10 protein-coding genes are annotated in these 23,077 nt (G+C 68.8%); 5 read left to right on the forward strand and 5 right to left on the reverse strand.

Annotation, left to right across the window (positions count from 1 at the left end; all coding sequences use genetic code 11):
- The first annotated feature begins 46 nt into the window (after positions 1-46).
- Complete coding sequence (locus ABE85_RS15895) at positions 47-2,560, forward strand: hypothetical protein (protein ID WP_067276556.1); 2,514 nt, start codon at positions 47-49, stop codon at positions 2,558-2,560.
- On the opposite strand, the gene ABE85_RS15900 is transcribed toward ABE85_RS15895, so the two are convergent.
- On the reverse strand, positions 2,509-3,783 hold the full coding sequence (locus ABE85_RS15900) for an SAM-dependent methyltransferase (protein ID WP_067276559.1): 1,275 nt from the start codon (positions 3,781-3,783) through the stop codon (positions 2,509-2,511). The two genes, ABE85_RS15895 and ABE85_RS15900, sit on opposite strands and share 52 nt — an antisense overlap.
- A 127-nt stretch (positions 3,784-3,910) precedes the next feature.
- Here ABE85_RS15900 and ABE85_RS15905 point away from each other — a divergent pair, with 127 nt between their 5' ends.
- The 3 genes from ABE85_RS15905 to ABE85_RS15915 all read left to right on the forward strand — a co-directional run bounded on the left by ABE85_RS15905 (position 3,911) and on the right by ABE85_RS15915 (position 14,680).
- Entirely contained in the window at positions 3,911-7,291 is a 3,381-nt protein-coding gene (locus ABE85_RS15905; protein WP_157522519.1) for a hypothetical protein, read from the forward strand.
- A gap of 2 nt (positions 7,292-7,293) precedes the next feature.
- The gene (locus tag ABE85_RS15910; RefSeq protein ID WP_067276564.1) at positions 7,294-11,082 is read left to right on the forward strand and encodes a hypothetical protein; all 3,789 of its coding nucleotides are present in this window, start codon (positions 7,294-7,296) and stop codon (positions 11,080-11,082) included.
- 64 nt (positions 11,083-11,146) lie between these two features.
- Positions 11,147-14,680: a hypothetical protein gene (locus ABE85_RS15915; protein WP_067276567.1), complete on the forward strand. Its 3,534-nt coding sequence runs from the start codon at positions 11,147-11,149 to the stop codon at positions 14,678-14,680.
- A gap of 45 nt (positions 14,681-14,725) precedes the next feature.
- On the opposite strand, the gene ABE85_RS28770 is transcribed toward ABE85_RS15915, so the two are convergent.
- Complete coding sequence (locus ABE85_RS28770) at positions 14,726-15,700, reverse strand: response regulator (RefSeq protein WP_197507030.1); 975 nt, start codon at positions 15,698-15,700, stop codon at positions 14,726-14,728.
- Positions 15,701-15,881: 181 nt separating this feature from the next.
- Between ABE85_RS28770 and ABE85_RS28005 the strand changes: the two genes are divergently transcribed.
- On the forward strand, positions 15,882-17,291 hold the full coding sequence (locus ABE85_RS28005) for a hypothetical protein (RefSeq protein ID WP_197507032.1): 1,410 nt from the start codon (positions 15,882-15,884) through the stop codon (positions 17,289-17,291).
- A 90-nt stretch (positions 17,292-17,381) separates the two neighbouring features.
- On the opposite strand, the gene argJ is transcribed toward ABE85_RS28005, so the two are convergent.
- The 3 genes from argJ to secA all read right to left on the reverse strand — a co-directional run bounded on the left by argJ (position 17,382) and on the right by secA (position 22,903).
- Positions 17,382-18,611, reverse strand: a complete 1,230-nt coding sequence (gene argJ, locus ABE85_RS15930) for a bifunctional glutamate N-acetyltransferase/amino-acid acetyltransferase ArgJ (RefSeq protein WP_067276577.1) — start codon at positions 18,609-18,611, stop codon at positions 17,382-17,384.
- A gap of 133 nt (positions 18,612-18,744) precedes the next feature.
- Positions 18,745-19,851 (reverse strand): FxDxF family double-cut PEP-CTERM protein, encoded by a 1,107-nt coding sequence (locus ABE85_RS15935; RefSeq protein ID WP_067276580.1) that lies wholly within the window; start codon positions 19,849-19,851, stop codon positions 18,745-18,747.
- Positions 19,852-20,143: 292 nt separating this feature from the next.
- Positions 20,144-22,903, reverse strand: a complete 2,760-nt coding sequence (gene secA, locus ABE85_RS15940; protein WP_067276583.1) for a preprotein translocase subunit SecA — start codon at positions 22,901-22,903, stop codon at positions 20,144-20,146.
- Positions 22,904-23,077: the final 174 nt, after the last annotated feature.

A 23,077-nucleotide genomic window follows, 5' to 3' on the forward strand; every position in this document is an offset into this window, starting at 1 on the left:
GGCAACTTCAACGAACCGCTGCGGGCGCCCGCGCACCCAGAGACGCATGACCTTTCCATCACCGTCTTCCGGGGCGTCGAGCGTCCCGACCTCTTACGGCTTTGAAGCGGCTTTCCTCGAGAGCAGGCGCGCCGCAGAGAGCCGGCCCGGTGATACCCGACCCGAGCTTCTCGCGACTGGCTCTGCACCCGCATATGCCCCGCGCAAGCTCCGTGGCGTCGAGTTCGGCGCCCTGAAGGCTGACTTCCTAGCGCTCAACACGAAGTTCCTCGAGAGCCCCGAGGGCCTTCGGGCCCGGGAAGAATGGCAGGACGCGATGACAGCGGTCCTTGCCTTCGCGAAGCAGCATGGGCTTGAGGCGGCGACGAAAGAGTTGTCGCATGTGGTCGAGTTCCGGAAAAAGAACGCCGGGCCCCATGTCCATGGGGAGATCGAGCTCTATCGGCCCGATTGCAAGTACTGGCTCGAACGGTTGGCCCAGCATCTCGGAAATCCACGCATCGACCTGTCATCCCGTTGCCAAGCGCTCCTGGAACTTGAAGGGCTGGAGCAATGCCCGGAGCGCTACACCTCTGAGTTCAAGAAGCGCTCCCTATGGCTCGAAGGACGGAGCGGTGGACTCGGGAACTCGGTCTGGTCCGCATTTTCGGCGGTGGCTCTGGATGAGCTCAGGACTCTATTGCGTTCAGAACCTCGTCTCGCCGACCACGACTTCTCGACACCGCACGCGCTGGATCCCTTCGCAGCTGCCTTGCGTCTTCCAGGCTTTTCGCAGGCTTCGGAGATCGCGGACACTTTTGTGCTCGACGTCAAGATCTATCCCGAAGTGGTCGCACGATGCGCCGCATCGCTGGCACAGCGCGTGGACATGACGTCGATCGCGGAGCGGCTCGCCGAAGACTGCCTGCTGGCGATCAGCCAGAAGATCGATTCCGGAGTGAATGGCACCCAGCTCGACCTGTGCGATGGAGACCATTGGTACCTGCTGGTCAAGGCGCTGCAGGAACTCATGCCGCGCTTCGGCGATCTGCACGTCCATCAGGTGGCGGCACTGGACGACGACGGCAACCCGGAAGGATTGACCACGGACCACCGCCTGCTGGCCATCGGCATCCGCCACAACATGGCGCAGCAGGGGATCGCCCCCGCACCGGAGGAGCAAGTGCTCGAAGAACGCGTTGCCGACCGCCAGGGTCGTCAACGAATGGTCCTGTTCGAAGGCAGGTGGCCGTATGTCGCCATCGACGAAGGAGGAAAATCGGGCCCATTGCGTCGCTTCATGGATCGCAGGGAGATCGACGCACTGCTGCGGCCCACCGGACAGCCTCGCGGGCTCGATGCACGTACCCGACAAGCGCTGACTGCCTTCGCCGTCTCATTGTCGACGGCGCAGTTGGATCCGCAGGCTACACGGGAGTTGATCGCTTCCCGGCCAACCGCCGAGGGTCTCGAGACCGTCATCGAGCGCCAGGGACTGGACGATCGCGAATTGGCGGCATGGCTGAGCAAAGCCGCGCCGTCGTGGGACGCAGACCTCCTGGATCAGGCATTGCACCTGCTGCTCCGTGGCCATGGCGGGGCTTCGCTCGCGGCGCTTTTCGAGGCTTGGAACGCCGAAGGCTTCACCGACAGCTGGCAGCGCCAACTGCACGACCAGGCGGTGCGCGACCGATCGTTGAACACCGACCTGCGGGTCAGGGGCCAGCATGGCGACGGGGATCTGGGCTCGGATCGTCGCGTGCCGCAGCGCGAATTGCTCAGCCGCGTGACGCAACAGCTGGGCCCTATCGTTCGTCTCGCCGGCGCGCGCGCTCGACTCGTCCGGTTCAAGAAGACCTATCCGGCGGGCAGCGATCGATCGAACGTCGCCGGAGCCACTTGGGATGAGTTGATTGCAGCAGTGCGGTGGCTGCGCCAGGGTCCTGCCCGCCGGTTGACGGTACCGCTGCTCCAGGAGGTCGGCGGCCTGACCGATGCCCTGGATTCAGTGCTCTTCAGTGGTAGTTCTCGTCGACTGCAGGACGAACTTGCACTGATCCGTCAACTGTCCATCCATGGCGAGTTAAGCGCCGAGGAGACAGCCGCCCTGCTGCAGGTGAGTGACCGCAGCCGGCATCCGGTGCCCTCTTCGCTCCTGAGCGCCGCGCTGCTGGCGGGAAAGGACTCGCTGATCGGCAGTCTGTCGGCGTGGGTCACCGCCATGTTCCGGGAGGGGCTGCTTGACTCTGCCTCGGCTCGGCGACTCCTGCTGCCCGATGGGCTCGAAGCGGAACAGGCGCAGTCCAGCGTGAGGGGCGTACACATGCAACATGCGCTGACCCGTTATTTCGCGGGACTGGATGCCGCTTGCGCGGCGGGCGTGTTGCGGCCACACGATCTGCTGACCGCCGCAGGCGCCCCCATGGGCGAGCCCAGCGCGCTGCTGCGCGTGGCTGCGCAGCGCGGCGGCGCCGAGGCGGACGCGGAGCTCCAGACGTGGCGCACGGCGCTCCCGCGCCGCTTGGCCGCTCAGGCCGCTTCGAGCCTGCCGTCCACCCGCAACAGTGTCTCCAGCGCCTGACTGCGCAGGCCGTAGAAGCGCTTGATCTCCTCGAGCTGCGCCAGCAGCTCCGCGCGCCGCGCCGGGGTCGGGTCTTGCGGGCGCTTCACGGCCAGCACCATCTTGTTCTTGCTGGTGTGCTCCAGCGCGATGAACTCGATGACCTGGGTGTCGTAGCCCATCAGCTCCAGCAGCAGCGCGCGCAGCGAGTCGGTCACCATCTCCGCCTCCTGGCCGAGATGGATGCCGTGCTGCAGCAGCGGGCGCAGCGCCGCCGGCGTGGTCATCTGCGGCCGGATCTCCTTGTGGCAGCACGGCGCGCACATGATGATGCGCGCGCCGCTGCGCAGGCCGAAGTGCATCGCGTAGTCGGTCGCGATGTCGCAGGCATGCAGCGCGACCATCACGTCCAGCGGCTGGTCGCCGCGTTCGCGCACGTCACCGTGCTCGAAGCTCAGGCCCTCGAGCCCGTGCCGCGCCGCCGCGGCATTGCCCAGCGCCACCATGTCCTGCTTGAGTTCCACGCCCTGCACCCGCGGTGCCAGGCCTTGCGCGCGCAGCCAGTCGTGCATCGCGAAGGTCAGGTAGCCCTTGCCCGAGCCGAAGTCGGCCAGCCGCACCGGCGTCCCCGGTTCGTCCAGGCCCGCCTTGCGCACGGCCGCGCCGAAGATCTCGATGAACTTGTTGATCTGCTTCCACTTGCGCGCCATCGCCGGCACCAGCGCGGGCTGGCCCTTGATCTCGTGCGTGACGCCGAGATCGCGCCAGAACGGGCTGTCGCTCGACAGCTCGCGGGGCTTGGCGCGGTCGTGTCCGCCGGATGGCGCCGCGCTCTCCCCGCCTGCCGCGCCGGCGTCGGCCCCCGCCTTCTTCCCCACCTGCAGCAGCGGCTTGCCCTTGCGGCTGAAGCGCAGCTGCACCTCCTCGCCGAGCGTGTCCAGGTGCGCCTGCTGGAAGTCGTGTCCCAGCAGTCCGTCGATGAGCGCGAGGCCCTCGTCGAGCGGGTGGTTCTTGGTGACGTCCTTCGTCTTGTGCCGCCAGAGGAAGCTCAGCGCGCGTTCGCCGCGCAGCTCGATGTCGCGCACGGTCAGGCGCTCGATCGAGGCGTCCTCGCCCTCGTGACGGTTCAGCAGCAGGCGCTGGAAACGGCGCTCCGCCAGCGCGGTGCGCAGCAGGCGGAGGAAGCGTTCGCGCGCGTCGGGCGAGGCAGCGCCGGCATCGGGGGCAAGGAGGGAACTGAACATCGACGGTCCTGGGGCAATCCGCGATTGTCCCGCCAAAGCCGCAAGCGCGACGCAGGGCCGACGCATGTCCGCCATACGACCTCTGTAACGGGAGAAACCCTTCCGGAATCGAGGGGCACACAGCCGGATGCTCGAACTTCATCGTCATCTTTCCGCCCCCGATACGGGCGTGCTCGATCTCGGCTTCCGACCCGAGACGTTCGCCGACGATCCGCCCGCCGCCGGCGGCGCGCCGGGCACGGAGGCTCCCGTGTACGGCCCCGAGGACGTCCCATCAGATGGACCTGTCTTCATGGCGTTCCGAGCCAGCGAGGAAGGCCAGCGCGCGACGGCGCAGATGACGCGCTGCATCGACACGATCGCCCGGTTTGCCCACGATCGCGGCAAGACGAAAGTCGCTGAGGACATCCGTCTCTTTAAAGCCATGCTCGTGCAAGAGAAGCCGAGCGTCGAGATGCACGCCCCCTATCTGGCGCTCCATTACTCCAAGGGCAAGCGTTCATTGGAACAGATCGCCGCCATGCTCGTTCCCCTGGAGACTTGCGTCGACGGCCGCGAGCGGGAGGCCCTGCGCTGCCTGAAGCAGCTGGGCGAGGGGATGTACGTGTGCGGCAGCCGCATCGAGGGCGAACTGTCGGATGCCGAGAACTGGCTGCGGCAACTCGGCGGTGGCCTGAAGAAGACAGTCCAGTACCTGTGCCGGAACACTGCGGACGTTGCGATCGTCGACACACTCGTTCGCAGCGGCGCGGACGCGAAGCACTACCTGACGAACTCCCATGTGCGCCGCCAATTGGAGGCGCGCGTCGGTCTGCCTTGGGCGCAGGCGCCGGGCGACGATCTCCACTTCATACAGCCGCGCGATTTCCCTCGACGCATCCAGGAGTGCCGGGCCGCCGTCCGGCGTTCGGTGACGCCGGCCGCCATCGCGCGACAGCTCGCCAGCGACTGCCTGCACGAGGTGCGGACCTCGCTGCGCGAGAAGACACACGGCGCGCCGACGCTGGATCACGACGGCATGCGCGAACTGAAGGATTTGGTGAAACAGGCCAGCGGACGATTCGGTTCGCTGAAGGCGCACCGCTTCGTGCGGGGCGACGCCTTCTCGGAGCCGATGAGGATGACCGACGACCCGCAGGCCGTCCTGTCGAGCATCCGGATGAACCTGGTGACAGCGCACTTGGTGGACAACAAGAAAGACGTGCTGGTGTGGAAGGAAGACGTCGACGGCACGGAATGGAAACTCGTGCTGAGACAGGGCGACCTTCCGGCCGTGATAGAGGATGACGGCGGGGAAGAGAGCGAGAGGTCCGCGCAGCCAGCCGATTGGCAGCGCGTGCTGCGCAAGCTGGCATCGTCTGGTACAGCGGGGTCACCGTTCACAAGGCGGTTGTCGGATCCGGCCATCCAACGGCGGATGATCGACGGCGCCATGGCGGCACAGACCACTCCGCCCGAGACATGGGACGCGGAATTGCTGGCCGTGCCCGGCGTCCTCTCGCAGGTGTGTGAGTCGATGGAGGACCGGGCCGCCGCCCGACTGCTCAGCGGGATCGCCGGACGACCTGACGCGGGTGGGCCAGGACTCGCCCCGCTCGCGCTGGAGCTGGCCCTTCAGCGCAAGCTTGCCGCGAGCGTGGTCGAGGTGGTCGGCGGGATGGACGTCGCGGACCTGCGCACGGCGTGGCCCCCCAGTCTCCCGCTGCTGGCCGGCGCTCTGGCAGAAGGGAACGATGCCCTCGCGGACGCGGGTCTGACGGCTCTGGATCGCCTCAGCCCCACTGCCGACCAGTTCGTATGGCGATCGTGCCGAAAAGAGCTGCACGACTGGCGACGTGGCATGCAGGCGTGGTTAACCGGCGCGTCGACCCTGCCGCCGTGGCCGGAAGCCGCGCTCCAGCGTCTGGGATCCCTGCATCGCGAAGGCCTGCTGTCGGCGCCGGTGCTGGCGACGCTCTTGCAGGGCGACGCGCGGCTCGGCATCTTCGTGGACCGCGTCGGCGCACGACCCCTCCCCGAGCGTCGACCGCGGTTCCTGGCCTCCCTGGAGCGCGCCTGTGTCGAGCTGGGCTTGTCGCCGCACGACATTCGCCGCCTGGTGCCGACGGCACAGGGTCTTGGGGGTCCCGTCACGGACAACGGACTGGAAGCAACGGCACCCCGCTTCTGGCAACTGCCGCCGGCGCAGTTGGAGGAAGCACTGATTTATCGCGCCCACCAAGGCTATGGCAGCGTCGATGACCTGGTCCGCCTGTTGCGCCAGTTCCTGGACTACCCCGACTCCCTCGTCGCGCCGTTCAGCTGGCAGGGAAGTCTTGGCGCGATCAAGCGTCTGTCCTCGGACGGGGTGCTCTCGCACAGCGACTGCGTCGGGCTGCTGAGCAACACGTTGCCTTCGATCGCCCGGAGGTTCGACTGGCGCAGCCGGATGCTGCAGTCCAGCAACCTGCCCGCGCTGCGCGACTATCTCGACGTGGTGGAACATCTGGCCGTCAAGCACGGCGACCTGGTCGATGTCGATGATCTTCTGCACGTCTGCGTAGACGGCGGCGATCCGTACCGACCCCGACCCCCACTCCGACTCGAACGGCTCCGTCCGTGGCGACCTCATATCCACGAGCGGGACTTCCCCGCGCAGCGCGGCCGGATACCGCTGGCGAGCTACGACCCTCAGGTTCGCGGTGCGCTGACGCCTTCGTTCAACCTGGCACTGGACTTCGCGGTGAAGGCCGCTCAACGCGGTTGGATCACGTCGTCGCAGCTTTCCAGTCATCTCGCCGCAGGCGGATCCTGGGCAGGCAACTCCGTGTTGCCGTTGCTACTGGGCGTCGAGCCGGATGAGCACCCCTTCACCGAGGGCGACGACGCCTTCAAGCAGACCCACCTCCGGTCTTGGCTGAGCCGTCTGGTCGACGCCGGGCGCGGGCTGAGCGGCGCGGACCTGGTCGATCTGCTGAGGACCCCTCACCGCTCTCAGCAGATGACGCCGATGCACCTGGCGGTGACGCAGGGAAGCGCGTCGCAGCTGTCCCTCTTCCTCGACTGGCTGGTGACGGCCACGGAGCCCGACAACGCCCTGCAACGTCGACTCGTGCAGGTCGTTCAGGGCGGGACCTCCGCCGGGGACTGCCATGTCGCCTTCGACGCGCTGCGCCTGGGGCGCTACGAGGCGCTCAAGGCCTGGCTCACCGGAATCCGACGCTTGCGCGAGGCGGACCGCCTGAACAACGCGCAATACGTGACCCTGCTGGTGCCCGATGGCGACGGCGACCGACACGCGATCGACGCGGTGGCCCATGCCGACGCGCGTGCCAGCGTGACGCAATCGCGCGCCCTCGTCTGCGCGCGGCTGCTGCGCGAAGCGGCACTCGACGGCCAGTCGCGCGGCTGGATCGACGCCGACGACCTGCGGGACATCCTGGACCCGCTCGTGCAGGCTGGCCTGATCAACGATCAGGACGCTCCCGCCCTCCACGCCGCCACCGACGCTCTGAACGACCTCCTCTGAACATGTACAACACCATTCATCCCCAGCCCACCCCGGACACGGGTCTGCTCGATCTCGGCTTCAGAGCCGAAACATTCATCGTCACGCCACCCGTCACGCGTCCGACAGATGCGGATGCGGAAGCGCTGGTTTACGGCCCAACGGACAAGCGCGCCTTCGAGGCGTTCATCAACACCGAGGACGGTCGCCGCGCGAAGGCGCAGATGATGCGCTGCGTCGACACGATTTCCAGGTTCGCCCACGATCATGGCGATGCACTGACGGCGCGGAGGATCGCTCATCTGAACACCGTCCTGAACACCGGGGCCAACGACGCGCTCCAGAGCCACTATCTGCCGGAACTCTATGCCTGGGGCAAGCGCGCGCTGGAGCAGATCGTCGCCCAGCTCGACCGGCTCGCGGATGGCGGCGAACGCCGCGAGCATGTCGCCATGCGCCACTTGCACCATCTGGGCGAGGGCATCGGCGAGAACTGCGGCGGTCGCATCCTGCAAGAACTCACCAAGGCCGAGACAGGCCTGGGGCAGATCGGCGGCGATCTGAAGAACGCCGTCGTACGCGTGTGCAAGAACGCGGCGGATACCGTGATCACCCAGACCCTCGCCAGGGGCGGCGCCGATGTCATCGAATACACGGCCAGCGCTCATGTCCAACCGCAGCTCGCGCGAGGCATCGGGCTGCCCTGGGCGAGTGCGCCCAACAACGATATTTTTTACACCCAACCCCATGATTTCCAGCGGCGGCTCCGGGAATGCAGGGACGCCGTCCGGCTGGCGGTGACGCCGGCCCTGGTCGCGCAGACGCTCGGCAGCGAGTGCCTGCAAAAGGCACACGCCAAGCTGCGCCAGTGGGCGGGCGAAACGCCGGACCTGAACGACGCAGATTGGCCCGCGATGGACAAAGTCTTGCAGAAGCTCGGAAAAAAGTACGGCGAGCTGAATCCTTACTGCTTCGTGCGCGGCGACGGCGTCCTGGCGCCGAGGACCCTGATGGACGATCCGCAGGCCGTCACGTTGAACATCCGGATGAATCTGGTGGAAGAGGAGCTGGTAGACAAGAAGGACGACGTGACGCTGTGCCGGGAGGACATCGGCGACACGCGATGGCAAATGGAGTTGAAGCAAGGTGACGTGCCGGTGGTGATCGAAGATGACGGCGATGGCCCGGAGGAACGCATGCCTCTGACCGCCGACTTCCTTCGGGCGTTGCTCAAGACGACCTCGGACGACACGCCCGATGCCCCCTGCACGGACCCGCTGTCGGATCCGAAGATCCGGAGGATGCTGATCGACCGCGTCGTCCCCGCCTTGACCACCCCGCCCGCGACGTGGGACACGGCGTTGCTGGCGGTGCCGGGCGTGCTCTTGGAGGCCTGTCTACCGTTGGATGACGACGCTGTCGCCGGATTGCTCTGTGAGATCGCCGCGCGCCCCGATGCGGCGGGGACCCGACTCGTGGCGCTCGCATTCGAAGTCGCGGTCCAACAGAGAGTGCCCGCTGCAACGGCACAACTGATCTGCGCCATGAGCCTGACGGACCTGCGCGCCGCATGGCCCCGGATCCTGCCGCCTCTGTCGGATGCGCTGCTGGCGGCGAACGACAGGCTCGCGGACGCGGGCATGGCTGCCCTGGATCTTCTGTGTCCCCCTGCCGACGGGGTTTCCTGGCCGGATTGCCGCAGGGCGTTGCACGGCTTCCGACGCGGGATGACGGTTTGGGGGAAAGCGCCGTTGACGGCACCGGTGCCGCCGTGGCCCGACCTCGCGCTCCAGCGACTCGGGGCCCTGAACCGCGAAGGCCTGCTGCCCGGATCGACGATCGTGGCGCTCCTGCAAGGCGACATGAGGTTGGGCGTCTCCCTCTACAACCTCGGAAGACTCGTTGACGCCACGTTCTTCCGCACATTCCTGGTGGGACTGGCGCAAGCCGGTAGCGCGTTGTCCTTGTCCCGGGACGACATGCGCGACTTGATGCGTCCGATCGTCCGATTCCCCAACGCGGCGAGGGACTACGAAGCGACCTCGCCACTGTGCTGCGCTGTGATGCTGGGGCAGTCTGCGCATGTCCGCGAGTTCCTCTCGTGGATGGCAGATCACGCAGCGGAGCCCTGGATGCCGCCACTGCAGGACCTGGCACTGCCTGACGAGGTGATTGTTCTGGAAACCCGCCCGCCGGCAACCGTCGCCGAGGCGTTGAAGGCGTATCTGGATGGCTTGGTGACGCTTCATGAGAACGGCCACCTGCCCGCGCATGCCTTGGCGCCGTTGATCGAAGTTGCGGCGGACAACGCTTCCAACCGTTGGCCGGCGGGTCCAGGCTTCGAGCTGGTCCGCCAGGCACTGGCGAAGACGGCCGACGGGGGACTGGGCGAGGCTGTCCTGCGGGAATGGCGCCAACAAGCCGCACCCCAGCTGGCGAGCAGTCTGTCGCTCGTGAACGGCGCCGCACCCGACAACGCCCATCGAACACTGACGCCCGACGCCGTCGCTCAGGCCGTCCCTCGAAATGGAGCGGAACCGGCCATTCCCCGCCCCTACCGATTGCCAGCCGCACAGCTGCAGGAGGCCACGGTCTACTTTGGCCGACAAGGGTACTTCAGCATCGAGGAACTGGCAGAAACGCTGGTCTGGCACTTGAGCCTGAGTGACGTTCCCGCCCACAGGCTCAGCAAGGAGAGATGTCTCCACGTCATCCAGCAGCTTTCTTCCGACGGCGTCTTCTCTCTCAACGACTGTGTCGCAATGCTGATCGCCGCGGAGCCATCGGACGACTGGAGGGACAAGATGCTGATGGGCGACCAGTTGTCTGTCCTGCGCGCCTACTTCGATCTGGTGGAGCATCTCGCCATCAAGCACGGGAGCCTCGTCGATGCGGAGCACGGGGGGCTTGTCGACGTCGACAAGCTCCTTTGCCTCCCGACAAAGGACGGCAACCTGGTGACGCTGAGTTTGCGCTTCGCGCACGACGTCCGGTTCATGGGCCCCTCGCTGGACACGGCACTGGACTTCGCATTGAAGGCGTGTCATCGCGGATGGATCACATCGAGGCAACTCTCCAGGCATCTCACCGCCGTCCCTCTCCGGACCGGCAGCTCCTTGCTGGCGGACATGCTCCACGATGCGCCAGGCTGGTACACCGACCCTGAAGCTCCAGAGCGGAATGTGGATGCCTATCTGCGCAGGTGGCTGGACCGTCTGAGCGAAGCACAGCTCCTACGGGCGCTGAGCGGCGTGGAAGTCGTCGAACTGCTGGTGGCAACACATGGCCCCACGTGGATGACGCCGATGTGCATGGCGATCACGGACGGCTGCGTGCGACGGCTGGATCTCCTCTTCGACTGGCTGCTCATGTCGACGGCGACCGAAGGCGTCCTGAAGCGTCGGCTCGGCCATATCGTCAGCGGACGGAACGGCGTCCAGGGCGTCCAGGTCGCCTTCGAGGCATTGCGCCTTGGACGCGTCGACACGCTCAGGGCCTGGCTGGCCGGCATCCAAAGATTGCGCGAAGAGGGCCGCCTGACCAACGCGGACTATGTGACCCTGCTGGTTCCCGAGGGGGACGGAGACCGACGCGCCATCGGGGCCGTTTTCCGGGCGGACCCCCGTGCCGGAATGGCGCAGACGCGCACGCTCACCTGCGCGCGGATGCTGCGCGATGCCGCCGTCAAGGGCAACTCGCGTGGCTGGATCGACGCCGACGAGTTGCAGGAAATCCTGAACCCGCTCCGTCGGGCCGGCCTCATCAAGGATCAAGACGCGCGCGCCCTCCGCGCTGCACCACCGATACGCTGAACTCCCTCCTGGGCCAGGTCTTGCCTGGCCCGTACGAACGCGGCGCCCGCGCCACTGACCGGGCATGCACCCCTCCGGCGCCGCGTTCCCGTACGGCTTCCATCCTTCCCTGTTCGACGACGCCGACGATGTGCCGTCCAACGCCGGCCGTGCCGGTCGCGACGAGCAGAGTGCCCATGAAGAGCGCGGCGACACCGCCGCCTCTCCCGATGCGGTCGACTACAACGGCCCCTGCAGCGCGTCGGCCCTGCCGCCGGAGTTCATCGCGTTCCGCGCCGGCCCCGACTGGTCGCGCGCGCGGGCGCAGATGCAAGCCTCGATCGACACGCTCAAGACCTTCGCCGCGCGGCAGGGGATTCCCGATGCGACGTTGACGCGGTTCCAGCAGAACCTGATGGTCCGTGACGGCGCGTACTACGAGTCCTATCTGCCGCAGCTCTTCGGGCGCGGCAAACGCCTGCTCGCCGCCTGTGCCGCAGGCATCGGCGACGACGCCCTGCGCCAGGAAGATCGGCGTGCGATCTTCCAACGCATGATCGCCGGCATGTCCCTGTGCGGGATACGCATCGTCAACGACCTCGCGCGGGCCCACGACGCGCTCGGCATCCTGCGCGACGGCAACCTGCGCCGGCGCGCCGCGGTCTCGGTCAGGAACGTCATGGAGCAGGAAGGCCTCTGGGTGGAGCAACACACGCCGCTCAGACCGGGACGGCAGCGGAGGCTGTCGCTGGAGGTGCACTTCGTCACCGCCGCGATCGCGGAACTCCGGTTGTCCGGCCGCGAGCCGCGCCGGGACGACCCGCTCATCTCGTACACCGGGCGTGTCGCGGACCTGGTCGAACCGCTGCGGGAACGCTTGGTCAAGACGCTCACACCGCTGCGCGTGGCGCGACAGCTCGCGGACGACTGCCTGTCGCGCGTGTCGTCGGAACTCGCCACCTGGCTGGGCGGCGAGCCGCTCGACCTGATGGCGGGGACGCGGCCCGCGCCGGACGGCGCGACCTCGCACTGTGCGCGGCTCCTGACGCTGGTCCAGGGCATGGCGGCGGCGTACGGACCGCTCACCATGGACGCCTTCGTCCGCTCGCGCAGCGGGGCGCTCACGCTTCACCGCGATGCCGCGCTGGTGGCCGTCCAGATCCGCCGCAACCTCGCCGCGCAAGACCTGGCCCTGCCGCCGCGGGAGCGGCCGATCTTCGAGTGGCCCGCCGCCGACGGCCCGCGCCGGCTGGTCCTGATCGACGACGAACTGGCCATCAAGCGGGCGGGCTCGGGCGCCACCGCCGTGGACGCATTGCCCGAAGCCCGTCATCTCCACCGCGTGGAATACGCGGGCCTGCTGCAAGAACCGTCTCCCGGTGTCGGCGTCGACCGCCTGGATCCCGGTGAGCGGAGCGCCCTGTTCGCCGTCATGTTGCGCAACGCCTCCGGGGAAGAACTCCTGGACCTCCCGCACGGCTGGCTCGGTCACTGTGGCGACCTGCGCGAACTGGCCGAGCGGCTCGGGGACGACCGCTTCCGCTCCTGGTGCATCAGGTGCTGGCAGAAGCCGCTGACCGATGGCATGGCCCAGACACTGATCGAAATGAATGAGTGGCGGGCCGACACCGACTTCGTCATCGCCCTGCTGCACGCCGCGGGTCCGGAGCGCAGTCGACAGCTCTGGGGCGACGGCGCGGTGCTGTCGCACTACCGGGCCCATCTCGCGGCCGCGGAGGACAACGCGGCGAACGCCTACCTGAGCCTGCTCGCGCGCGGGCTTGCCCTGCTCGACGCGCCGACCGTCACGGGGCTGTTGTCCTTGCTCAGGGCCGATCGGCTGGACCGGTCGCTGCTGCTGGAAGCCAGTCCCCATGTCCTGGGGCAGTACCTGCAGCTGGTGGAAGCGGCGGCTGTGGCGGACAAGGTCCGCGGCGCCCTGTTGGCCGCGGCGCTCTTCAGCACGCCGACAAGTCGGCCGCACTGGCTGTGGGCCCTCATGATGCTGGAGGCGAACGCCCCGCGTCTGGCCATGCTGCTGGACACCGTGGCGCGCCTTCATCATGCCGGCTACCTGGACAAGGCGGAGATCGAACGATTCCTGATGACGCCCGAGGCGTTCCATCGCGACGACGCGGAGAACGGCACCGCGGCCTCCGACACGGCGGTGCCGGAGGCGCCCTTTTTCGCGGCCATGGCACGGGACCAGGGCGCCACCGTCCGCGTCGCGCTCATCGGCCTGCTGTCGCTGTGCCGCAGGGACGGCCTCGACGGCGAGTGGCTGCAACGGATGCTCCGGGCGTCCGTCGACGGGTCGGGGTCCACCGCGTTGGGCCAGGCCTTGTCCCAAGGCGCCTCGACGTCGCTGTCCTGGTATCTCTACGTCGTCCCCGCCGCGCTGCGGGACGGACAGCTGTCGCTCGACCAGGCCATGGCCCTGCTGCGCGCCGATCAGCCGCCGGACGGCGACGGCACCAGCTCCCTGGTGCTGGCACTGCGCGCGGGTCACCTGGACACCGTCGGCACCTACTGGCAACTCATCCTGCGGATGCAGGCGCAGGGAATCTTCACCGCGGACCAGATCCGCCCCCTGTTGCGCGCCGAGAGTGCGCGCGGCGTGCCGGCGCTGGCGGAGGCCGTCGAGCATCGGCTCCCCGGCGCCATCGAGCGGTACATGCGTCTGATGCAAGCCACCGTTGGCGGCGCCGGGCCGATGTCGCCGGAGCAGCTGGACTGGCTGACCCTGCGCAACGCCGACGGGGCGCTGTCCTGGCCTCCCGCGGACGGCGGTCCTCGCGACGCCTGGCCCGCGCTGAAGGGCTACCTGCGGGGGCTTCGAGCGCTCGTGGAGGATCAGAGCCTGTCGCCGTCGCAGTTGCAGACCCTGCTGTCGAAGCGGCACGGCGACTCGCCCTCGTTGCTGGGCCGGCTGATGGGTCTGGAGGACCGCTGGATGCTGACGCAGTGCCTGGAAGAACTCGGATCGTGGCCGCTGCGGCACCGGGCACGGCATGCCCCCGCGGTGGCGGCGGTGCTCGACATCGACGAACTGGACGGCATCGTCACGACCACGGTCCGGTATCCCGGGCTTCCCGACGTTCTCGGGACGCTGGTATCCGCCGTCGCCCAGCGCTGGATCGATCGTTCGACGCTGCGGCTACGCCTGGAAGGCGAAGAGGGTCCCCCTCCGCTGCTGATCGCTTTCGAGCACAACCGGCCCGACTTGATCAAGGCGTTCGTCACGGCGGTGCTGGGCGCCGGACGGCATGCCCGCTTCCTGAAAGCGCTCGTGCAGCGCATGCTGGAAGCCCGATCCGCCTCCGGCTGCGCCGCGGCTCATCTCGCCTTTGCGCAGGGGTACGACGAGGCGCTGAGGGTGTGGCTCGATGCCGTCCTGCAGGCCCATGGCGACGGGCTGCTGGAGGACGGCGCGCTGCGACAACTGCTGCCCGCGTATGGCGAGGGCGAGCGTCCCGGCCGCGACGCCGCCATGGCCGCGGGTCATGAGCGCTGTCTCGACGTTTGGCGCCAGGCCTTGCAACGCTGCGGGCAGCGCGGTTGGCTCAGCGCGGAGGACTTGGCGGCGCTCGATCCGGCACAGGGTCCACCCAGCCTCTGAACCGGGCCGCGACACCGCGGACCGCAGGCGCCCTTCCCGCGGGCTTCATCCGGCGATGGCGGACGGTCCCAGCGCCGAACGCGCCCGTTCCCGGGCCTGGTCGAGGTCGGGCACGCCCAGGCGCCGGCACAAGGCCTCCAGCCGCACCCGGTACGCCGCGTCCCCCAGCCCCATGGCCCTCGCCTGCTGATCGGGCGCGGGCTCGCCCAGCAGCCCGAACAGCAGCTCCGCGTCCGACATCGGCAGGTCCAGCCCCTTGGCCAGCGTCGCGATGCTCGCGGCCTCGTCCGCCTCATGCAGCACCAGCAGCCAATGGCCTTCGCCGATGACCGCGGCGTCCGCCGCCATGAGCGTGAAGCTCAGGCGCTGCCGCGGCGCGCCCGACGGCGGCGCGACCGTCAGCGACGACGGCGGCGCACCGGCGCGCCGGCGCAGCGCCTCGCGATGCAGCCAGGCCAGCACTTCCGGCGGCAGACGGGCGTGCTCCGACCAGGGCGGCGGGAAGAACGCCGCCATCAGCCCGCGCGCCTGCGGCGTCTGCCAGGCGCAATGGCCGTCGCGTTCCCGCACGGTCATGCTCGCCGTCGGCCGGCGCGGCGCCATCGGCCCGGTCGCGGGCGCCGGGCGCAGCAGGCGTTCGACGCGGGCGAGCAGGTCGCTCATGCGCACGGGCTTGACCAGGCACTCCGCGGCCCCCGCCGCCAGCAGCGCGCCCAGCCGCAGCGGATCGCGCGGCCGGCTCAGCGTCAGCACCGGGACACCGCCGCCGCCCAGGCGTCGCAGCAGCTCCAGCGGTCCGTCGCCGGGCAGCTCCGGCAGCTCCATGTCCATGATCACCAGCGCCGGTGACGCGCCCAGGCCCTGCATCGCCGCGATGGCATCCGCGGCGCGCAGGAGCTCATAACCGCTCTCCTCCAGCACGGCCGCGAGCGGCTGCACCGCCAGCGACTGCACGACCAGGAGCCGCGCCGGCGCCTCGGTGCGGGCGATGGGGAGATCGGCGGGCGGCGGCATGGGCATGAGCTTCACCATACAAGTCCCGTGCCCGCCTCTCAAGGTCGCCAACGCCAACGCCAACGCCAACGCCAACGCCGGCGGAAGGCGGGACCGGCGCGCCGGGGCTAAGCCGGAAACTCGGGGGCGATCGCCCCCGTCCCGTTGCGATCGACGTCGCGGGCGCTGACGCACAATGGCCGGCGCCATGGACGATACCGCCGCCACGCCCGACATCGACCCGACCGCCCCGCCCGCCGGCGAGGCCGCGCCTGTCGCCCCGCCCACGCCTGCCGCTCCCGCGACGCCGTGGGAAGGGCCGTCGCCCGATGTCGTCGCCTGGCTGCTGGTGAACTGGCACAACAAGCATCCGCTGGCGCGTCGACTCGGCATCGCCGACATCCACACGGTGGGCGCGGTGGCCCTGCCCTTCATGGCGCAGGCGCTGCCCAAGGAACCCAGCCTCGAGGGCGGAGCGCCCACCGAGCCGCCGCCACCGCCCGCTCGCCGTCGCCTGCCCTGGCAGCGCAAGGTCGCGGGTTCGGGGCCGCGACCGGCGTGGATCGAGGAGTTCATTCCCGGCCTGAAGACCGCGGCGGTCGCCACCATGGCCCTGGACAACGGGTTTACCACCGCGCCCGACGATCTGCCGCTGCGCCGCGTGGACATCGACGAACGCGCGCTGGCCGCCGACGCGAACCAGCCTGGTGCATGGCCCATGGAATTGGTGCTGCTGAGCGCCGCTTTCGATGCGGGCTCGGCCCGGCGACGCGTGCTCGTGGGGCGTCGCGACCAGGTGCTGGGACAGCGCGCGCTGGATCCCGCCCGGCTGGGCGTGGTCGGCAGCATCGCGGCGCTGGTGCTGATCGCGGCGGTCTGGGTGATGTGGCCCTCGTCCAAGCCATCCAAGGAGGCGCTGGCTGCCCTGGCGGCGGCCGAGGCGGCCTCCGCCGCGTCTGCGGCTCAGGCGGCGTCCGCGACCGCGCTGGCTGAGCAGGCGGCGCGGTCCGCGCAGGCCGCCTCCGCGGCATCGGCGCCGGCTTCTGCTGCCGCGGCCACCGACCCGGCTTCAGCCGCGAGCGCGGCGGCCTCCGCGGCAACGACCGCGGAAAGCCCCCCCGCCTCGGCGCCTGTCATCGCGATCCCCAACATCCGCCCGTCACTCCATGCCTCGACGGAAGCCGTTCCGCGGGAGAAGGAACCGGCACCGACGGCACCATCGACATCGACATCGACATCGACGACCGGCACGACCGCCTCGACGGGTCCGGCGAAGCCGGGCGCCCCGGCCTCCGAGGCCGAGCGCCGCGTGAGCGTCGACGACACCGGCCTGGGCAGCCTCATGAAGCGCGACGGCGCGGCACCCGGCGCCAAGCTGGTGGCCTTGGTGAGCCAGCCGCACAAGACCAAGGCCGATGCCGAAGCGCAGTTGGCGCGCATGCGCGAGATGATCGGTGCCACGCTCGGCGGCAACACCGTCCCGAACGGCGAAGTCTTCCAGACCAAGGACGGCTGGCGCGCAGCCGTGTGGCCTTTCGGCAGCCGCGAGGAAGCCCAGCTGATCAACGCCACGCTGCTGGCCCGCGGCATCCGCGGGACCCGGGCCGTCGACTTCTGAGCAGGGCCGCTCAGGCACTTTCAAGTCGGCCCTCTCAGGTCCGCCCGCTCAGGACTGACCCTTCAGGACTGCCCCTCCCGGACCTCGCCCTCAGGAACGGTAGTCGGCGTTGATCGTCACGTACTCGTGGCTGAAGTCGCAGGTCCAGACGGTGGTCTGGGCCGATCCGCGGTTCAGGCCCACGCGCACGGTGATCTCGCTCTGCTTCATGACGCGCTGGCCGTCCTCTTCCTTGTACTCGGGACGACGGCCGCCCTGCGTGACGACGTGGACGTCGTCCAGGTGCAGGTCGATCAGGCTCTGGTCGAGGTCGTCGATGCCGGCGTAGCCGACCGCCGCCAGGATGCGGCCCAGGTTGGGATCGCTGGCGAAGAACGCGGTCTTGACCAGCGGCGAGTGCGCGATCGCGTAGGCCGCCTTGCGGCACTCGGCTTCGTCCTTGCCGCCCTCGATCACCACCGAGATGAACTTGGTCGCGCCCTCGCCGTCGCGCACGATCGCCTGCGCCAGCTGCTGCGACACGGCAACCACCGCGTCACGCAGCGCGCGGCCTTCGGCGCTGGTCAGCGACGTGATCCGGTCGTGTCCCGCCTGGTGCGTCGCGATCAGCACGAACGAGTCGTTCGTCGAGGTGTCGCCGTCGATCGTGATCCGGTTGAAGGACAGGTCCGCCGCTTCCTTGACCAGCGGCTGCAGCAGCTCGGGCGCGAGCACCGCGTCGGTGGCGACGAAGCCCAGCATCGTCGCCATGTTCGGACGGATCATGCCGGCGCCCTTGGAGACGCCGGAGACGGTCACGGTCCTGCCACCGATCATGACCTGCTTCGAGCAGGCCTTGGGCAGCGTGTCCGTGGTCATGATGCCGGCGGCGGCCTCGGCCCAGTTGTCGGCCTTCAGCGCGGCGATCGCGGCCGGCAGGCCGGCGACGATGCGGTCGACCGGCAGCGTCTCCATGATCACGCCCGTCGAGAACGGCAGCACCTGCTTCGCGTCGAGCTTCAGCTCGGCGGCCAGTGCGTCACAGGTCTGACGCGCGCGCGCCAGGCCGTCCGCACCGGTGCCGGCGTTGGCATTGCCCGTGTTGATCACGATCGCGCGGATCGCCGTGCCGGCGGCGAGATGCTCGCGGCAGACCTGGACCGGCGCGGCGCAGAAGCGGTTGGCGGTGAACACGCCGGCGACGCTCGCGCCTTCGTCGAGCGCGATCACGGTCAGGTCGCGGCGGTTGGCCTTGCGGACGCCGGCCATCGTGACGCCCAGGCGCACGCCGGGCACGGGCAGCAGGGATTGCGGATCGGGAGCGGTCAGGTTGACGGGCATGGTGTGGGGCGTCCGTGGAGGAAATGGGCGCGATTGTAGGAGTCGCGTCCAGCGTCCGCCCAATGCAAAACGCCCCGGGAAGCGGGGCGTTGGTCCGTGAGGGGCCCGCGCTGCCGCGCGGACCCGTCCAGGGTCAGAGGCTCTGACGGCGCTTGCGCAGCATCAGCGTCATGAGCGCAAGCCCGCCGATGAACATCGCGTAGCTCTGCGGCTCCGGCACGGCGCTGGCGGGCAGCACGTTGAAGGTGCCCGAGTAGCTGGCCGAGATCCCGTTGGTGCCGGGCGCCAGGTTGCCGCCGGCGTAGCCCTTGACGACCAGCGTGTAGTCGCCGGCCAGCAGCTTGCTGGGCAGGCTGGCGCTGATCCAGCTGGTGCCGTTGCCGTCGCTCTCCGGCGCGCCGATGGACAGCGACTGCCCGTTCAGCGTGGCTTCGCTGAAGCTGATCTGCTGCGACTGGCCCGAGAACACGGTGATCAGCGACGCATCCACCCAGCCGCTGCCGGTGAAGCTGAAGCGGAAGGTGTCGACGAAGCTGCCGACTTCGGTGTGGATCGCGAAGGGCGCGGCGGTCAGGCCCGAGCCCGCGCCGGCCAGCGGCACGTTCTGGTTCCAGTCGGCGGCGTGGGCGCCCGTGGCGGCCACGGCCAGCAGCGCGGCCGCGGCACCGCCACGGACCGAGGCCTGCCGGCGGCGCGCCACGATCAGGCCGCCGCCCAGCAGCGCCAGCACGGCCAGCGCCAGCGTGCCGGGTTCGGGGACCTGCGTGACGTTGATCGTGCCGGAGTAGCTCGCGCTGATCGGCGTGCCCGCCACCAGTCCTTGGCCGGCGTAACCGCGCACGGTCAGCACCAGCGGACCGCTCAGGCGCACGTCGGGCAGCGCGGCGATCTCGAGCGCGTTCCTGTAGCCGCCCATCGTGGAGCGCGTGAAGTTGTAGGTCGCGCCGTTGAGCACCGCGCTGACGAAGTTGATGTCGAAGGCGGCCGACATGCCGATGGTCGTCAGGCTGGCGTTGACCATGCCCCAGCGATCGATGCCAGAGAAGGTGAAGGTGTCGACGAACTCACCGGCCACCGAATGCACGATGCTGAAGCCGGCCGTCTTGGTGTCGGCCGTGGCGCCTTGCTGGAGCGCGACGGACTGGGCTGCGGTCACCGGCGCGGCCAGCGCGGCGGAAGCGGTGGCGGCGGTCAGGACGACGGCGGCTGCGGCAGCGAAAAGGCGGTTCGTGAGCTTCATGGCGGTGCGGTCCGGAGACCTCGGAGACCCGCGTCGGCAGGTCGATGCAGCGGACTCTATCGAGGGGGTTCCGTACGGTGTCCCCCTCGCCACGGGGGGAGAAAAGCGCGCTCGCACCCGGGTCGTGAGAAAGCGCACATCGCCGGACCTTCACGTCGATCCGGCGCCACAGGCGCCCCGTGCATCCATCACGCAAGGACTGACCCCGGGACCCGGCGTCGGGCCCGATCGCCGGGCCGGAAACGACGACGGCGCCCCGGAGGGCGCCGTCGATCTCAGCCGAAGCGGCCGATCAGGCCAGCTTGCCGTGGCAGCTCTTGAACTTCTTGCCGCTGCCGCAGGGACACGGGTCGTTGCGGCCGACGTGGCCCCACTCGGCCGGAATCGCCTCGGTGCCGCCCGCGACCGGCGCCGCGTCCTGCGAGATCGAGCCGTCCTCGTTCGGATGCGTGTAGGTCACGTTGCCGACGTTCTCGGCGCGCTGTTCGATCGCATCGGCGGCCGCCGTGGCCTCCTCCTGCGACTGGATGCGCACGTTCAGCAGCACGCGGGTCACTTCCAGCTTCACCGCGTCCAGCAGTTGCGAGAACAGCTCGAAAGCCTCGCGCTTGTATTCCTGCTTGGGGTTCTTCTGGGCGTAGCCGCGCAGGTGGATGCCCTGGCGCAGGTAGTCCAGCGAGGCCAGATGCTCGCGCCAGTGCTGGTCGATGCTCTGCAGCAGCACCATGCGCATGAACGGCGTGAACTGATCCTGGCCGACGCGGTCCAGCTTGTCCTGGAAGGACGCGTCGCCCGCCTTCAGCACGGCGTCCAGCACGTCCTCGTCCGTCAGCGTCTCGCTCTTCTTGAGCATCTCGCCCAGCGGCAGGTCGAGCTTCCACTCGTCGCGCAGCACGCGCTCCAGCGCGGGCAGGTCCCACTGCTCTTCCAGCGATTCCTCCGGGACGAAGCCGCGGACCACGTCCGTCAGCGTGCCCTTGCGCAGGTGGGTGATCTGATCGAGCACTTCCTGCGCCTCGAGGATCTCGTTGCGCTGCTGGTAGATGACCTTGCGCTGGTCGTTCGACACGTCGTCGTATTCGAGCAGCTGCTTGCGGATGTCGAAGTTGCGGGCCTCGACCTTGCGCTGCGCGCTCTCGATCGAGCGCGTGACGATGCCGGCTTCGATCGCCTCGCCTTCGGGCATCTTGAGCCGGTCCATGATCGCGCGCACGCGGTCGCCGGCGAAGATGCGCATCAGCTGGTCGTCCAGCGACAGGTAGAAGCGCGAGGAGCCCGGATCGCCCTGGCGACCCGAGCGGCCGCGCAGCTGGTTATCGATGCGGCGGCTTTCGTGACGCTCGGTCGAGATCACGCGCAGGCCGCCCGCGGCCTTCACCTGCTCGTGCAGCTTCTGCCAGTCGGACTTCAGCGCGGCGATCTTGGCGTGCTTGTCGGATTCGGACAGCGCCTCGTCGTTCTCGATGGCGACGATGTCCTTCTCGATGCTGCCGCCCAGCACGATGTCGGTGCCGCGGCCGGCCATGTTGGTCGCGATCGTAATCACGCCCGGACGGCCGGCTTGGGTGATGATGTCGGCCTCGCGCGCATGCTGCTTGGCGTTCAGCACCTGGTGCGGCAGACCCGCCTTCGTCAGCAGCTCGGCGACCTTCTCGGAGTTCTCGATCGACGTCGTGCCCACCAGCACCGGCTGGCCGCGCTCGTGGCAGTCGCGCACGTCCTGCGTGACGGCGTCGTACTTCTCCTTGGTCGTCTTGTAGACCAGGTCCAGCTCGTCCTTGCGCACGGTCGGACGGTTCGGCGGGATCACCACGGTCTCGAGGCCGTAGATCTCCTGGAACTCGTAGGCCTCGGTGTCGGCCGTGCCGGTCATGCCCGACAGCTTGCCGTACATGCGGAAGTAGTTCTGGAAGGTGACCGAGGCCAGCGTCTGGTTCTCGGCCTGGATCTGCACGCCTTCCTTGGCCTCGACGGCCTGGTGCAGACCGTCGCTCCAGCGGCGGCCCGTCATCAGGCGGCCGGTGAACTCGTCGACGATGATGACTTCGCCGTTCTGCACGACGTAGTTGGTATCGCGGTGATACACGTGGTGTGCGCGCAGCGACGCGTACAGGTGGTGCATCAGCGTGATGTTGGCGGCGTCGTACAACGACGCGCCCTCGGCCAGCAGGCCGGCCTGGCCCAGCAGGCGCTCGGCGTTCTCGTGGCCGTCCTCGGTCAGGTAGATCTGGTGCGACTTCTCGTCGACGGTGAAGTCGCCCGGCTCGATCACGCCTTCGCCGGTGCGGGGATCCAGCTCACCGACCTGGCGCTTCAACTGCGGCGAGACCGCGTTGATCGCCACGTACATCTGGGTGTGGTCTTCCGCCTGGCCGGAGATGATCAGCGGGGTGCGGGCCTCGTCGATCAGGATCGAGTCCACCTCGTCGACGATCGCGTAGGCCAGGCTGCGCTGGACGCGGTCGCGGACCTCGTAGACCATGTTGTCGCGCAGGTGGTCGAAGCCGTACTCGTTGTTCGTGCCGTACGTGACGTCGGCGCCGTAGGCGGCCTGCTTCTCGTCGCGCGCCAGCCCCGAATAGTTGATGCCCACGGTCAGGCCGAGGAAGCGGTACAGGCGACCCATCCACTCCGCATCGCGGCGGGCGAGGTAGTCGTTGACCGTCACGACGTGCACGCCCTTGCCGGTCAGCGCATTCAGGTAGACCGGCAGCGTCGCCATCAGCGTCTTGCCTTCGCCGGTGCGCATTTCAGCGATCTTGCCGGCGTTCAGGACCATGCCGCCGATCAGCTGCACGTCGAAGTGACGCATCTTGAGGACGCGCTTGCTGCCCTCGCGGCAGACGGCGAAGGCCTCGGGCAGGATGTCGTCGACGGATTCGCCCTTGGCGATGCGCTGCTTGAACTCCTCGGTCTTCGCGCGCAACTGGTCGTCGCTCAGGCCCTCGAACTGGGGTTCCAGCGCGTTGATGCGCTCGACGTCCTTGCGATAGGTCTTGAGCAGGCGCTCGTTGCGACTGCCGAAAATCTGGGTCAAAAGCTTGGGCAACATGCGGCTTTTTGAAGTTCTGTGGAAGGCCCGGTCGACCGGGCCTGGACGCCCGACGGACCGCCTCGTGGGCGGCCTGATGAGGGCAGCGCCGCGCGACCGGTGAACATGAGGACGAGGCCTCGGGTTGCAAGCGTCTGCGCGGAGAAAAACCGGCGGAGTTTAGCACCCGACCCT

The organism is Mitsuaria sp. 7, assembly GCF_001653795.1.
Taxonomy (GTDB): domain Bacteria; phylum Pseudomonadota; class Gammaproteobacteria; order Burkholderiales; family Burkholderiaceae_C; genus Roseateles.